Annotated in this window: 10 protein-coding genes; 1 reads left to right on the forward strand and 9 read right to left on the reverse strand. The window is 69.8% G+C overall.

What is annotated here, in order from left to right; genetic code table 11:
- Nucleotides 1-140: 140 nt before the first annotated feature.
- Complete coding sequence (locus tag E4J16_RS10445) at nt 141-1,211, forward strand: hypothetical protein (RefSeq protein WP_136313954.1); 1,071 nt, start codon at nt 141-143, stop codon at nt 1,209-1,211.
- Between the two features lie 1,505 nt (nt 1,212-2,716).
- On the opposite strand, the gene E4J16_RS10450 is transcribed toward E4J16_RS10445, so the two are convergent.
- The 9 genes from E4J16_RS10450 to E4J16_RS10490 are packed head-to-tail and all read right to left on the reverse strand — an operon-like array spanning nt 2,717 to nt 15,163.
- Nucleotides 2,717-3,823, reverse strand: a complete 1,107-nt coding sequence (locus tag E4J16_RS10450; RefSeq protein WP_136193370.1) for a polyprenyl synthetase family protein — start codon at nt 3,821-3,823, stop codon at nt 2,717-2,719.
- On the reverse strand, nt 3,820-5,382 hold the full coding sequence (gene nuoN / locus E4J16_RS10455) for an NADH-quinone oxidoreductase subunit NuoN (protein WP_136313955.1): 1,563 nt from the start codon (nt 5,380-5,382) through the stop codon (nt 3,820-3,822). Before nuoN ends, E4J16_RS10450 begins: the two co-directional genes overlap by 4 nt.
- Nucleotides 5,379-6,962 (reverse strand): NADH-quinone oxidoreductase subunit M, encoded by a 1,584-nt coding sequence (locus E4J16_RS10460; RefSeq protein WP_136313956.1) that lies wholly within the window; start codon nt 6,960-6,962, stop codon nt 5,379-5,381. Before E4J16_RS10460 ends, nuoN begins: the two co-directional genes overlap by 4 nt.
- 14 nt (nt 6,963-6,976) lie before the next feature.
- Nucleotides 6,977-8,998 carry an NADH-quinone oxidoreductase subunit L gene (gene nuoL / locus E4J16_RS10465; RefSeq protein ID WP_136313957.1) on the reverse strand — a complete coding sequence of 674 codons (2,022 nt, stop codon included), beginning with the start codon at nt 8,996-8,998 and terminating at the stop codon, nt 6,977-6,979.
- 14 nt (nt 8,999-9,012) lie between these two features.
- Nucleotides 9,013-9,318 carry an NADH-quinone oxidoreductase subunit NuoK gene (gene nuoK / locus E4J16_RS10470; RefSeq protein WP_136193366.1) on the reverse strand — a complete coding sequence of 102 codons (306 nt, stop codon included), beginning with the start codon at nt 9,316-9,318 and terminating at the stop codon, nt 9,013-9,015.
- Nucleotides 9,315-10,280, reverse strand: coding sequence for an NADH-quinone oxidoreductase subunit J (locus tag E4J16_RS10475; RefSeq protein ID WP_136313958.1), 966 nt, complete (start codon nt 10,278-10,280; stop codon nt 9,315-9,317). Before E4J16_RS10475 ends, nuoK begins: the two co-directional genes overlap by 4 nt.
- Nucleotides 10,277-10,987, reverse strand: a complete 711-nt coding sequence (nuoI, locus tag E4J16_RS10480; RefSeq protein WP_136193364.1) for an NADH-quinone oxidoreductase subunit NuoI — start codon at nt 10,985-10,987, stop codon at nt 10,277-10,279. Before nuoI ends, E4J16_RS10475 begins: the two co-directional genes overlap by 4 nt.
- The gene (nuoH, locus tag E4J16_RS10485) at nt 10,980-12,449 is read right to left on the reverse strand and encodes an NADH-quinone oxidoreductase subunit NuoH (protein WP_136193363.1); all 1,470 of its coding nucleotides are present in this window, start codon (nt 12,447-12,449) and stop codon (nt 10,980-10,982) included. Before nuoH ends, nuoI begins: the two co-directional genes overlap by 8 nt.
- Nucleotides 12,446-15,163, reverse strand: coding sequence for an NADH-quinone oxidoreductase subunit G (locus E4J16_RS10490; protein ID WP_136313959.1), 2,718 nt, complete (start codon nt 15,161-15,163; stop codon nt 12,446-12,448). The genes nuoH and E4J16_RS10490 overlap by 4 nt, the downstream gene beginning before the upstream one ends.
- Nucleotide 15,164: the final 1 nt, after the last annotated feature.

Consider the following 15,164-nt stretch of genomic DNA (forward strand, 5'->3'; position numbering starts at 1 on the left):
CCCCGCGTACGCCGAGCGCCTTCGCCGACGCCGGAAGTCTGCCGGGGTCAGACTTCCGGCCCGAGTCATTCACCTGGCTCCGTGGCCGCTACCTCGTGGGCAGCAGCGGCAACACCTGGTGGTACGGGGATCCATCCGCCATGAACTACTGGTACTTCACAGCCGACGGCACCGACGCCGACTCCATGAAACTGGTAGCCATGGGCTCCGCCGAAGAGCTTCAGAACCTCGCCCCGCAGGTCGGACCGGCCCAGATCCTCACCGACGAGATCATGGTTGTTGACGCCGCGGCCCGCTTCGGCTATGCCGTCGTCACGGCGGTCCGCACCGGGACGGCTCAGGACTCCGCCTGGCAGGCGCATCTGCTCAAGGTGGATCTGGAGGCTGCGGCTGTCGTGGCAGTGCTGCCGCTCGACGTCGACGCCGCGGTCGACACCACCATCGGCAACTGGGCTATGGCACTGGACGCCGACGGCACCAGGCTGGGCATCGGTACCGGGAGAATCCGTGGCGACACCCGCGTGTGGGCCATCAACACCGAGACGCTGGAGGTTGCCCGCAAGGATCCGCATCAAGTCGGTTATGACGCCTTCCACCAAGTCAGCGGTGACGCGCTGCTGACAGGCACGGCAAGCTCCCCCTACTCCGAGGGCGCATACCCGCCCTACATCGTCTACTCGCTCGAGTCCGGCAACCTGATCACCCAGGAGAACAACCTGGACACCTACTTGTTGGGCTCCTGGCTGTACTGGTTGGAGACCGCCTACGACGCATGGCGTGTTATGGACCTGACGACCGGCGAAGAGGTGTCCATAATCGACCCGCTTCCCGTCGGCTCACCGGACACTCGACCAGTCCTCTGGGAGACGGGCGGGTACTCGGTGATGCGCACCGAGTCCGCGCTGGATGTGCGCCCGCTCGGCTCTCCGACCAGCAGCCTGTCCCTGTCCACCGACGCCGGGGATACCATCCCCGCGGCGCTCGCCGTCCACCGCGATGTGGCTTATGCGGCCCATCCCTCCGCCGCGCATGAGCTGCACCTGATCGATCTCGCCACTGGCGAGGAGCTGGCCACTGCCAGGCTTGGAACCGAGGAGGACGGAATCGATCGTGAGCCGCAGGCGCTGACGGTGTCGGAAGTCGGCGCCGGCTACTTCTACAGCCGGGGCGGGGCCTGCACCTTCTATGCGGCCACCGACTGGCTCAGCTGACCGGTATTGGCGCCTCGCCCGCCCCTACCGGCGGGTGGGCGGGTGGACGGAACAGCCATAAGCTGAGACACGAAGCGCCCACCCCTACCGGCGGGTGGGCGGGCAGCGGAGTCGGCAGGCCGCTCATCGCCTTGCCCGCCTGCTCCGTCCTTGCCGCCACGTCGACGTCCCCACCGGCGTCGGCTACACCCCCACCCTGGCGCCGTCCCTTCCGCATTCAGCGGCCAGTCACTCTGGCCCGGCGATTCCCGCGTGACCACCACCGTCACCGCGGTGCGTAAGCGGTCAAGTCCTGTGTGGCGTAAATCTGGTCATGCGGTGATGGCCATGATGGAGTGGGTGGGCACGGCCTGAGCGCGCCGCACGCTCATTTGCGACACCGTTCTAGAGGCTCTTCGGGTTTGTGGGTGTCGTGGCTGCGGAGGGGTGGGTGTCTGCTGCGCCGGTTGGACGTTAACAACGCTACTTAACGGTCTGCTGTATACCCCTGGGGCCTTCAGCAGACGGTTAACTGGCGTTGTTAACCCCGAAGGGGCGTTGCAGACGGTCCAGCTCCCAGGCGAGCCTGCCAAAGTGCTTGTAGGCGCGGCCGGGTGACGTGGGAGGCGAAGCGAAGGCAGCCGGTCCACCGGGGTGGTGCCCCAGACGAACGGCTGACCGCACATTCGGACAGGCGGATCCCGCAGGCGCAGCAGGGGAACACCTACTTGGACCGCTCACCCCCGGTTGGACCGCTCACCCCCGGTTGGACCGCCTGAGACAGCGTCTAGAGCGGTCCAAGTAGAGGCTGAGCGGTCCAAGTAGAGGCTGAGCGGTCCAAGCAGAGGCAGGCGGTCCACACGACCCCGCCGACCCGAACACGACCCCGCACGCCCGAGAACGACCTGCACCGGTCGAACACGTCCTCATAAGCCCGAAACCCTCCCGAACGTGGAGGGTTTGGGGATGACGAGGACGTTCTCGACAAACCAGCACCCACCGAGCACGACCCCGCCGACCCGAGCACGACCCCGCACGCCCGACAACGACCCCGCCGACCCGAACACGCCCCCGCGCACACCGCGCATCCCGAGCCGAAACCACCACACCCGCAAACCGGAAGAGCCGTTCTAGAGACTTGGCGGAATCATGCGGAAACCACATCAGGCGATGAACGGAGCAGTTGGCTCCCATGTGCGCCGACCCCCGGGGCGCACGTGGGAGCCGACCAGCCTCCTTCGATTGAAAACCACGAACGTTGAGATACCGGGCAAAACTCGCTGTCCGGTCAGAGCGGCAAAGTGACTGAGCGTGCGTCGTCCCCGGGAGCGCTCACCCGACCGGGCCCTAACCACCCGACGAGCTCAACCACCGGAGCTCCCGACCGGGACAAGAGCCGATTCGAGCACAGGCACCCGTACACATCTCGCACCGACCTCGGCACGTAACAACTACCGACCTCGGCACGTAACAACTACCGACCTCGGCATGTAACAACTACCGATCTCGGTGGAGGGAGGGGTCAGTCAGGCGGCGCGGTCCACCAGCAGGTGGGCGAACTGCACCATGCCGTCGCGCACCAGCGCCACCCGTCTCCGGGCGTCGGCGAGGGCCGCCACTCTGCCCTCACCCGTCACGCCCGCAGCGTCGAGCCGCTCCCCCGTGCCAACCAGGACGGCCTCCTCCAGGCCGTCCAAGGCCGCGACGGCCTCTTCCGCCCAGGCCATCGCCATCTGCCGGGTGCGTGCCAGCACCGGGTGGACGCGCAGCTGGGCGACGACATCGGCCAGAACCGCGTCATCGGACAGGTCCCCGCCCGAAAGGGCCGCCAGAATCGCCTGCCCGCCCGCGTCCAGCTCACCCGCCGCCAGCGCCTGGCGCAGCAGCAGTACGGGCATCGTGTCCACGCCCTCGCGCAGGTCGGTGCCTGGAGTCTTGCCGGTGGTGGCGGCATCACTGGTCAGGTCGATGCAGTCATCGGCCAGCTGGAAGGCCACCCCGATCTTCTCCCCGAACTCCTCCACGATCGCCTCGGTCGCCGCACCCGCGTGGGAGAGCATGGCGCCGTACCGAGCCGACACGGCGATCAGGGAACCGGTCTTGTCCGCCAGCACCTGTAAGTAGTGCGCCACCGGGTCGGTACCGGCTGGCCGCGGCAGCGTCTCGTGCAACTGCCCCATGCACAGCCGCTCGAAGGTCTTGGAGTGAGCCAGCACCGCCTGCGGGCCGAGCGCGGCCACGAGTTGAGAGGCGCGCGCCACCAGGACGTCCCCGGTGAGGATCGCCGCGGAGTTGCCCCACACGGTCTGCGCGCTCGGGGCCCCGCGTCGCAGCGGCGCCTCATCCATGACATCGTCGTGGTAGAGGGTGGCGATGTGAGTGAGCTCGACGGCGACTCCTGCATCCAGCACTGATTCGCCGGCCGCAAGCTCCGGGTCGCCGAGCTGAGCGGTAAGCAGCGTGAGCACGGGGCGCAGCCGCTTGCCCCCCGCCGCGGCCAGGTGGGAGGTGGGCGGGTTGATGGTCTCGTCGGCGTTGCTGACGACCTCGAGCAGACGAGTCTCGACGGCGTCGAGCCCCGGGGCGATCCGGTCCTCCAGCTGCGGCAGGCTGAGGGGCAGCGTTCCAATCACGGCAGGAGCATAGCGGCGTTAGTCAACGCGCCTGCCACAGTCTGCGGCAGTACGCCGATGAGGATGGTGGCGGCGGCCGCCAGGCCGATCGTCAGCGCGGTCGGTCCCATGGAGCCGACCACTACCACTGCCTCGCCCTCCGGCTCCCGGAAGAACATGAGCACAATCAGTCGCATGTAGAAGAACGCCGTGGCCACGGAGCTGACAATGGCGACAATGACCAGCCAGGTGGATCCACTGGCGATTCCGGCGAGGAACACCTCGAACTTGGCCATGAAGCCGGCAGTCAGCGGGATACCCGCGAAGGACAGCAGGAACACGGTCATCGCCCCGGCCAGCCAGGGACTGCGACGGCCCAGCCCGACGAAGGCGTCCAGACCGGTCGCCTCGGCACCGGGGGCGCCGTCATGGCTCTCCCGCACCAGGGTGATCACCCCGAATGCACCGACGGTGGCAACACCGTAGGTGAGGGCGTACAGCAGCAGCGCGCTCACGCCCACCCGGTTCCAGGAGACGATGCCGATGAGCATGTACCCGGCATGGGCGATGGCCGAGTAGGCCAGCATGCGCTTGACGTCGTTCTGCACCACGCCGACGACGGTGCCCACGAGCATGGTCAGGATTGCGACCGCCCACAGGAACGGCATCAGGTCCCAGCCGAGCAGCCCGCCTACCACGTAGTAGAAGCGCACCAGGGCGAGGAAGGCAGTGGCCTTGACACCCGCGGCCATGAAGCCGGTCACCGGGGTGGGGGCGCCCTGGTAGACGTCCGGGCTCCAGGCGTGGAAGGGCGCCGCCGCCGTCTTGAACAGCAGGCCGATCGTCACCAGGACGACGCCCGCCAGAGCCAGCCAGTCCATGCCGAGCACGCTCCCGCCGATGATGGCGCCGGCGATGCCCGTGTAAGACAGTGAGTCGGATACGCCATAGAGGAAGGCCGCGCCCATCAGTAGGAACGCGGAGGCGAAGACGCCCAGCACGAAGTACTTCAGGGCCGCCTCCTGGCTGAGCAGCCGACGGTGGCGCGCCATCGCCGCCATGATGTACAGGGGCAGCGACACCACCTCCAGGCTGACCAGCAGCGTGATCATGTCATCCGCCAGCGGGAACAGCATCATGCCACCCAGCGAGAACAGGGTCAGCGGGAACATCTCGGTGGAGACCCAGCCGGCGTGGAGGGACTCGGCCTCCTCGGCGCTGCCGGGCCGGTCGGCGGCCTGGGCGGCGAAGGCGCCGTCGTCGGCCGTGGTGCGGTCGGACATCACGAGGATGGCCAGCAGGCCGATCGTCAGCAGGATGGCCTGGGCGGCGACGCCGAAGGGGTCCTCGACGATGCCGGTGGCCGACTCCCGGCCGGTGCCGGCGGAGACGACGGTCCAACGGCCCGCCAGCGCGACGGCGGAGCCGAGGACGGCAAGCAGGCTCAGCAGCGTCTGGACGGCCGGGCGGATGGTGCGGGAGACGAAGGCCTCCACGAGGACGCCGAGTACGCCGGCGCCCAGGATGATCAGTACCGGGGTGAGGGCGGCCCATTCGATGACCGGAGCGGTGAAACTCACTTCGTGTTCCCTTCTGCGATCACGACGGCGACGGCGGAGTCGGCCGGGGCGGGGACGGGCACCGTGGCCTGGGCGGTCGCCCGCCCGCCGGCATCCAGTGCGGTGACGACCTGCCCGGCGACGTCCTCGAAGGCGTCAGTCAGGAATGCCGGCGCCAGCCCGAGGGCCAGCATGGCGGCGATCACCGGTACCAGGACGAGCTTCTCCCGCCCGTCGAGGTCGGCGCTGCCCACCCGCTCCCGGGCGGGGGCGCCGGTGAAGACGCGCTGGTAGGGCAGCAGCACGTACACGGCGGCGATGACAACACCGAGTACGGCAACGATTCCGAGGGGCACCGACTCGGAGAAGGTGCCCATGAGCACCATCCACTCCGGGACGAATCCGCTCAGTCCCGGCAGGGCGATGGAGGCCAGGCCGGAGATGAGGAAGGTACCGGCGATCAGCGGCATCACCCGCTGGATGCCGCCGAGCTCGCTGATGGCCACCGTGCCGGTGCGGCGGGCCAGGAAACCGGTGACCAGGTACAGGCCGGCGATCGATAGCCCGTGCGCGACCATGTACACCATGGCACCGGTGGCGGCCACCTGGCTGCCGACGAACAGTCCCAGGACCATGAATCCGAAGTGGCTGATCGAGGTGTAGGAGATGAGCCGGTACAGGTTGTCCTGGGCGATGGCGGCCAGGCCGCCGTAGATGATGCCGATCACCGCGAGCACCAGGATCACCGGGGCCGCCCAGGCGGACTCGCGCGGGAACAGCGGCAGCACCAGGGCGGCCATACCGTAGGTGCCGATCTTGTCCAGCACGCCGATCAGCAGCACGGAGGTGCCCGGGGTGGCCTGCTCGGCCGTGTCCGGCAGCCAGGTGTGCAGCGGCACCATGGGCGCCTTGATGGCGAAGGCCACGAAGAAGGAGGCGAAGATCCAGCGGCCGGTCGTGGCCGAGGCGCTGATCTGACCGGCGATGTTCTCGATCAGGTAGGCGTACTCACCGCGGGGCCCGTACACGTACAGGGCGACTACGCCCACCAGCATGACCAGTCCGCCGGCCAGCGAGTACAGCAGGAACTTCAGGGCGGCGCGGCGTCGGCGCTCACCACCGAAGTGGCCGATCAGGAAGTACACCGGCACGAGCATGGCCTCGAAGCAGATGTAGAACAGGAAGACGTCGCGGGCGGCGAAGATGACCACCACGAAGGCCTCCAGCACCAGCACCAGGCCGCTGAACAGGGCCTGGTGGTCCGCGGGCACCTCCCCCCAGCTGGCCAGTAGCACCAGCGGCACCAGGAAGGCGGTCAGCAGCAGCATGGCCAGGCCGAGCCCGTTGACTCCCAGCGCCCAGGACACGCCCAGCATCGGGATCCAGGAGTGGATCTCGACCAGTTGCGTGGTGCCGGCCTGGGAGAAGTCGAAGCGGGCCAGCGCCCAGATGCCGACGCCGAGCGTGGCCAGGGAGAAGAGCAGGCCGATTACCCGCCCCTGGCGCCGCAGCGGCGGCAGGAGCCACAGCAGCAGTGCCCCGAACAGCGGGACGATCGCCATGACGGTCAGGATCGGGAAGGTTTCATTCATGGGCTGCATGTGCTCGTGTCCTCTCAGAACCTGCCGGCCAGCACGGCGATGAGTGCGAGAACCGCCCCGCCGAACATGTACCCGGCGTAGGAGCGGACGTAGCCGGACTCGGTGCGTGCGGTGAGTCGGCCCAGCGCGGCGGTCCCCTTGGCTAGTCCCTCTACGGCGCCGTCGACGACGTAGCGGTCGGACGCACCTGCGGCGAGGACGAGTCCCTGCCCGGGGCGCATGGCCACGGCCTCGTTGATGGTGTCCTGGTACATGTCGTGGCGGGCGGCCTCCACCAGGACGTTCGCACGCTGCACCACTGTGGGCACGTCGCGGCGCACGTACATCGTCCAGGCGGTGATGATCCCGACGATCACCAGCGCAAGGGTGGCGAGCATGATGGCGGTGGCCGGGAGCACCGGCTCACCGTGGGTGGCGTGCCCGGTGACCGGCTCCAACCAGGTGACGAAGGCGTTGCCGACCGTCAGTGCCCCACCCAGGCCCAGTGAGAAGACCGACAGCACGATCAGCGGAAGGGTCATCAGCCAGCCGGACTCGTGGGGGTGAACCTCGCCCTCAATGTCCTTGGCGGTGGTCCACCGGGGGCGGCCGTGGAAGATCATGAAGAACAGCCGCGACATGTAGAAGGCGGTGAGGCCGGCCCCCAGCAGGGCGATGGTGCCCAGGATCCAGGGGCGGGCGCCGTCACCGACGAAGGCCGCCTCGATGATCCGGTCCTTGGACCAGAACCCGGAGAAGGGCGGGATGCCGAGGATGGCCAGCCAGCCGATGCCCATGGTGATCCAGGTGATCTTCATGGCGCGGCGCAGGCCACCGAAGCGGCGCATATTGACCTGGTCGCTCATGGCGTGCATGACGCTGCCGGCGCCGAGGAACAGCTGAGCCTTGAAGAAGCCGTGTGTGAGCAGGTGGAAGATGGCGAAGGCGTAGCCGATCGGGCCGAGTCCGGCGCCGAGCATCATGTAGCCGATCTGGCTCATGGTGGAGGCGGCCAGCACCTTCTTCATGTCGTCCTTCGCGCAGCCGATGACGGCGCCCAGCACCAGCGTGATGGCGCCGACGACGACGACGGCCAGCTGCGCGTCGGGAGCGCCCTCGAAGACGGCGCCGGAGCGGACGATCAGGTAGACGCCGGCGGTGACCATGGTGGCGGCGTGAATCAGCGCGGACACCGGGGTGGGGCCGGCCATGGCGTCACCCAGCCAGGCCTGCAGCGGGAACTGGGCGGACTTCCCGCAGGCGGCGAGCAGCAGGCTGAAGCCGATGGCGGTCAGCCACCCGGCGGAGATGCCCCCTTCCTGGGCGGCGGGCAGCACCGTGTCGAAGGCGACCGAGCCGACCTGTGCGATGCAGGCCATCATGGCCAGCAGCAGGCCGACGTCGCCGATGCGGTTCATGATGAACGCCTTCTTGGCGGCGGCGGCATTCTCCCGGCTGGTGAAGCGCTCTGCCTGCGGGGCGTCGGCGTCGGCGGTGTTCCAGAAGCCGATGAGCAGGTAGGAGGCCAGGCCCACGCCCTCCCAGCCGATGAACAGGGCGATGTAGGAGTCGCCGAGCACCAGGGTGAGCATGGCGGCGATGAAGAAGTTCAGGTAGGCGAAGAAGCGGCGGCGGTCGCGGTCGTGGGCCATGTATGCCACCGAGTACAGGTGGATCAGGAAGCCCACGCAGGTGACCAGCACCACGAAGGTCAGCGACAGCGGGTCCAGGCGCAGGCCCAGGCGCACGTCCAGGTCGCCGGCGCCGAACCAGCGCCACAGGGGCACGCCCAGGACCCGGTCCGCGGCGGGCAGCCCGAGCAGCTGGGTGAGGATGACCAGGCCGAGCCCGGCGCTGAAGGCGGAGGCGAGCACGCCGAGCCAGTGCCCCCAGGGGTCGGCGGCCCGGCCGGCCAGCAGCAGGACAGCGGCGGAGGCGGCGGGTACGGCGATGAGCAGCCACGCCAGCGCGGCGGCGCCGGTGGCCGGGGCGGCGGAGCCGACCACGGACTGGGCGGCGAGCAGCCCGGAGGAGAGCGCGAGAGAGGATGCGGTCATGATCTCGGCTCCTTCTAGTTCTTGAGCAGGTTCAGGTCGTCAACGGACGTGGACCTGCGGGTGCGGAAGACGGATACGACGATGCTCAGCCCAACCACGGTCTCGGCCGCGGCCACGACGATCGCGAAGAAGGCGAACACCTGCCCCGTCAGGTCCCCGTACATGCGGGAGAAGGTGACCAGGACGAGGTTGACGGCGTTGAGCATGAGCTCCACGCCCATCAGTTCGATGATCGCGTTGCGCCGCAGCAGCACGGTCAGGGCGCCGAGGGTGAACAGCACCCCGGCGAGCACGACGTAGGCGGTTACGGGGACGCTCACTTGTGCTCCTCCTCGGTTTCCTCGGCTGATGCCTCGGCGGGAACGCCCTGCGCCGGGGTGGCCGGCGGGGCGACGGGCTGGGCGACAACGGGGGCGGGGGCGCCGGGCATCGCCGGCATGCCGGAGCGGCCGACGGTGGCGTCCTCGCGCTGCGCGATCCGGCCGGCGCGCTGAGCCGCGCCCATCTCCGGGGAGACGTCGGACAGCTCCAGGGCCTGCCCGCGAACACGCAGCACCCGGGAGACCGACTCCTCCAGGGCCTCGCCGGAGGCGGACAGTGCGGGTGCGGCGGCCGTGTTGGTGGCGGCGTATACACCGGACATGGGCTTCTGACCGGGGTGGGTGCCCGCGGCCGCGTAGGCGCGCATCCTGGCGTCGACGCGGTCTCGCTGCGACAGGCGGGGGCGGACCCGCTGGCGGTGGGTGAGGGTCAGTGCCCCGACCGCGGCGGTGATGAGCAGGATGCCGGTCAGCTCCATGGTGACGACGTGGTCGCCGAACAGGACCGCGGCCAGTGACTGCGGGGTGGCGTCGTCGCCGCCCGCCAGGCCGGTGGCGGGCGGGAACACGGTGCGCCAAACGACGGCGGCGATCACTGCGATCAGGCCGATCCCGAACAGGGCCAGCAGCCACTTGGTGGCGGCGGAGTGGGCTGCGACGGGCTCGTCTCCGCCGACGCCCACCAGCATCACGACGAACAGTACGAGCGTCATCACCGCTCCGGTGTAGACCACCACCTGGATGATTCCCAGGAAGGGCGCCTCATTGGCTACATACAGCACCGCCAGGCAGATCATGATCAGGATCATGCTCACGGCGGCGTTCACGGCGCGCTTGGCGGTGAGCAGGATGAGGCCGCAGGCGACCATGATGACGGCGACGACGGCGAACAGGATCGTCTCGCCTCCGGACAGGGTGCCGGCCGCCGTCAGGCTCGTCGGCAGGGTGGTCGTGGGCATCATGAGTGCACCGCCTCCTTCTGTGCCGTCGCCGGCGCCGGGACTGGCCGCGCGGACTTCAGCGTGGGGTCCTCGGGGCGGTTCTCACGCACCCAGTCGACCTGCGCCTGAGTGGGTCCGGTGACGGCTCCGCGGTAGTAGTCGCCGTCCTCGGTGCCCTCGACCATGGGGTGGGGGGCCGCCAGGGCGCCGTCGGGGACCGGTGCCAGCAGGTCCTGCTTCTCGTAGATGAGGCCGGAGCGGGTGGGGCCGACCAGCTCGTCGATCTCATGGGTCATGGTCAGTGCGCGCGTTGGGCAGGCCTCAATGCAGAGCCCGCAGAAGATGCAGCGCAGGTAGTTGATCTGGTACACGCGCCCATAGCGCTCACCGGGCGAGTACTGCGCCCCGGGTGCGTTGGGCGCGGCCTCCACGTAGATGGCGTCGGCGGGGCAGGCCCAGGCGCACAGCTCGCAGCCGATGCACTTCTCCAGGCCGTCGTCGTAGCGGTTGAGCTGGTGGCGCCCGTGGTACCGGGGCATGAGCACCGGCTCCTCGAAGGGGTACAGCTCGGTGACCGTGGGCCGGAAGATGGAGGACAGCGTGACACCGTATCCGGCGACGGGGGCGAATACGCGTCCCAGGGCGCTGGGCTCGTCCCGCAGCCACTGGTCGTGGTCGGTGTCCTCCCGGCCCTCCGGGCGGGGTGCCTGGGGCGTTGGGTCAGTCATCGGTTCCCTCCTGAGCGGTGACGTCGGAGTCGGTGGCCGTCTGGATCGAGGCCGCGGACAGCGAAACATCGCTGGCGGCGTCGAGCACCGGTGCGGCGGCGCGGTCTGCGCGGCGGGCGCGCGGGGACGGCGGCAGCTTCTGCCCGGGCAGCGGCGGCACCGGGAATCCGTCCGCGAAGGCATCGAACTCCTCACCCGGCACGGTGATCGACTCGGCGTCGTCCTCCAGCGTGCCGGAGTCCTCGAGCTCGTCCTCCTCTCCGCCCTCGGGCAGGATCAGCAGGATCACCATGGCCACTAGGAAGATGGCGGCGAGCACGAGCAGCAGCCCCTGGGTGGAGCCGCCGGAGAAGGAGCGGTAGCCCTGCACGATGGCGACCAGCACGAACCACACCAGGGAGACGGGGATGAGGAACTTCCAGCCGAGCTTCATGAAGTGGTCGTAGCGGATACGCACCAGCGTGCCGCGGGTCCAGATCATGAAGAGCATGACGCACCAGACCTTCATGACGAACCACAGCATCGGCCACCAGCCGGAGTTGGCGCCGTCCCAGAAGCTGGCCAGGATGAAGGAGCGCCAGCCGCCCAGGAACAGGGTGGTGCACACCGCGGAGACGTTGAACATGTTGATGTACTCGCCCAGGTAGTACCAGGCGAACTTCATGGAGGAGTACTCCACCATGTGGCCGGCGACGAGCTCGCCCTCCGCCTCGGGCAGGTCGAAGGGCAGGCGGTTGACCTCACCGACCATGGAGACCACGTAGATGAGGAAGCTGGGAATCATGGCCACGCACCACCACAGGCGCTCCTGCGCGCCGACGATGCCGGAGGTGGACATGGTGCCGGAGGCGAGGAAGACCGTCAGGATCGACAGGCTCATGCTCAGCTCGTAGGAGATGACCTGCGCCGCCGAGCGGACGGAGCCGAACAGCGGGTAGGTGGAGTGAGTGGACCAGCCGCCGAGGATGATGCCGTACACACCGAATCCGGTGATGGCCAGCACGTACAGCACGGAGACGGGGAAGTCCGTCAGCTGCAGCGGCGTGGAATGGCCGAACATGCTCACCTGCGGCCCGAAGGGTATGACCGCGTAGATCATGAAGGCGCTGAAGGCGGCGATGATCGGGCCCAGGAGGTAGATGAGGCTCTCGGCGCCCTTGAGCCAGAAGTCCTCCTTCATGATGAGCTTGGCGGCGTCCGCGATCAGCTGCGGCAGGCCCAGTGGCCCGTTGACGTTGGGTCCGGGCCGGGTCTGCATGCGCCCCAGGACGCGCCGCTCCGCCCAGATGGCGAGGATCACGCTGAGGATCAGGAAGACCATGATGAACACGGCCTTGATCAGGGTCAGCCACCAGGTCTCCGCCGAGTAGTCGGCAATGACCCCGCCGCCCTGCGCGGCCAGGGCGGTCGGCGGCAGGGCCGTCACGCTGCTCGGGACACTGGCAATTCCGATCGGATTCACTGGGCCACCTCCGGGCTGTCCGCAGTGGTGAGCGAGAGGGAGACGCGGGCGCCGTGGCCGGCGCCGAGGCTCTGGCGGACCGTGGACCCGGGCGAGCACTCCGGCAGCCAGACGACGCCGTCGGGGACGCCGCCGACGACGGCCGGAAGCGTGACCGTGCCGGTCTGCGTGGTCACGTCGACGCTCTCGCCTCCGGCCAGGTGCAGGCGGGCGGCGAGGTCGGCGCCGACGCGCGCAACGGGGCGCAGGGCGGTCGCGGCCAGGAAGGGCTCCCCGTCCTGGAGGCGGCCGGCGTCGAGCATCGGCTTGTGGGTGGCCAGGACGGCGTCGAGGCCGCTGACGGTGGAACGGCCGGAGGCGGGTGCCTGTGCCGGGGCGTCCGACTCCGGGGCGGGGGTGAAGGTGACGCGGGGGCGGGCACCCGCCCAGAGCCCGAGCGCACTGATCTGCGCGTGCACGTCCTCAAGGGTTTCGACGTCCAGGTCGGCGCCCATCTCGGCGGCCAGGGCGGCCAGCACCTGCCGGTCGGTGCGGGCGCGGGAGACGTGGGCCTGCCCGAAGGGACGCACGCGTCCCTCCCAGTTGACGAAGGTGCCGTTCTTCTCCACCGGCGGCGCCACCGGCAGGACGACGTCGGCGTGCTCACTGACCTCGGTGCGGCGCACCTCCAGCTGCACGGTGAAACCGGAGGCTGAAAGGGCGGTGCGGGCGAGTCCCGGGTCGGGGAAGTCGCGCAGGTCGACGCCGCCGATCACGAGTCCGCCGAGCTCGCCGTCGGCGAGGGCGTCCAGGATCGCGGTGGTGTCGCGGCCGGGCTGTGCCGGCAGCGGCGCGGGGGCGGTGAGCCCGCCCGGAGCCGCCCACTGCTGCTGCACCTGGGCGCGGGCGACGGCGTCCGCCACCGGGCGGCCACCGGGCAGCAGGTGCGGCAGCAGGCCCGCCTCGATGCCGCCGCGCTCACCCGCACGGCGCGGCACCCAGGCCAGGCGGGCGCCGGTGGCGGTGGCGAGCGTGTCGACGACGGACAGCAGGCCGGGGACCGCGGCGGCCCGCTCCCCCACCAGGATGGTGGCGCCCTCCTGGCCCAGGGCCCGGGTCAGCTCGGGATGGGTCTGGGACAGCAGGGCGACGGCGCGGGCCTCGGTGCCGGGGACGGCCAGGACGACCTCGGCGCCGAGCTTGCGCGAGCCCGCGGAGCGGAGGTTCGCGACGGTCGCGACCTTGACGCCGCCGGCCCGCACGCCCTTGCGCAGCCGCAGGAACAGGGAACCGCACTCGTCCTCGGGCTCCAGGCCGATCAGCAGCACCTGGCCGGCGGTCTCCAGGGACCGGTAGGTGACCGCGCCCAGGCCGGTGCCGGCCACCCGCGCGGCCAGGAAGGTGTCCTCCTCGGTGGAGTGCGCGCGCACGCGCTGGTCGATGTCATTGGTGCCCAGCACCGTGCGGGCGAAGCGTGACCAGGCCCAGCCGTCCTCGAGTGTCAGGCGGGCGCCGGGCAGCAGTCCCACGCCGCCGTCCTCGCGGGCGCGGGACAGGCCGCGCGCGGCCACGTCCAGGGCGTCGGACCAGGAGGTCGCAACCAGCTCGCCGGTGTTCTCATCGCGCACGAGCGGCATGTCCAGGCGGTCCTCCAGTGTGGACCAGGGGAAGGCGAAGCGGTCCTTGTCGGTGATCCACTCCTCGTTGACCTCGGGGTCGTTGCCGGCCAGGCGGCGCAGGACGACGCCGCGGCGCATGTCCACGCGCAGCGCGGAGCCGGAGGCGTCGTGCTCGGTGACGGTGTCCGTCGACACCAGGTCCATGGGGCGGGCACGGAACCGGTAGCGGGCGCTGGTCAGGGCGCCCACCGGGCAGATCTGGATGATGTTGCCGGAGAAGTAGGAGGCGAAGGGGCGGCCGGAGACGTCCAGCTCCTCGGCGCCGCCGAGCGTGCCGGGACCGTAGGCGGGTCCGTCCACGACGCCGGGCTGCCCGCCGGGGCCGGCCAGGTCGTCCTCGGGCACCAGGTGCGCTCCGCCGCGCACGGTCTGCGTGGGCCGGGTGGCGAGGGCCTCGGGGTCGTGGAAGTCCAGCACGCCGGAGTCGAAGCGGCCGATCTGCTCGGAGTACAGCCCGCCGGTGATCTCCCCGCCGGCGTGGCCGGCGCCGCGCCCCTGCAGGGTGATGAAGCGGTCGCCGGCGATCTGGTCGGCGAAGCGCACGCAGCGCTGGCACAGGATGCAGCGGTCGCGGTCGAGCAGGATGTTGCTGGTCAGGCGCAGCGGCTTGGGGAAGGTCCGCTTGACGTCGGTGAAGCGGGTGGCCGCCTGGGCGCCGGAGGACATCAGCTCCAGGGCCTGGTTCTGCAGGGGGCACTCACCGCCCTTGTCGCACACGGGGCAGTCCAGGGGGTGGTTGATCAGGAGGAACTCCATGGTGCCGGCCTGTGCCTTGGCGGCCACCTGGCTGGTGGCTTGGGTGGAGACCTCCATGCCCTCGGAGGCGGTCATGGCGCAGGCGGGCTGTGGCTTGGGCATGGGGCGGACGACGCCGTCCCGGCCCGGCATGGCCACCTCGACCAGGCACTGGCGGCAGTTGGCCGACGGCGCCAGCAGGGGGTGGTCGCAGAAGCGCGGGATCCGCACACCCACCCGCTCCGCGGCGCGGATCAGCAGCGTGCCCTTGTCCACCTCGACGTTCATGCCGTCGATCGTGATGTTGACCGTGTCAGTCATG

The sequence above is a fragment of the Actinomyces procaprae genome, from assembly GCF_004798665.1.
Lineage (GTDB): Bacteria > Actinomycetota > Actinomycetes > Actinomycetales > Actinomycetaceae > Actinomyces > Actinomyces procaprae.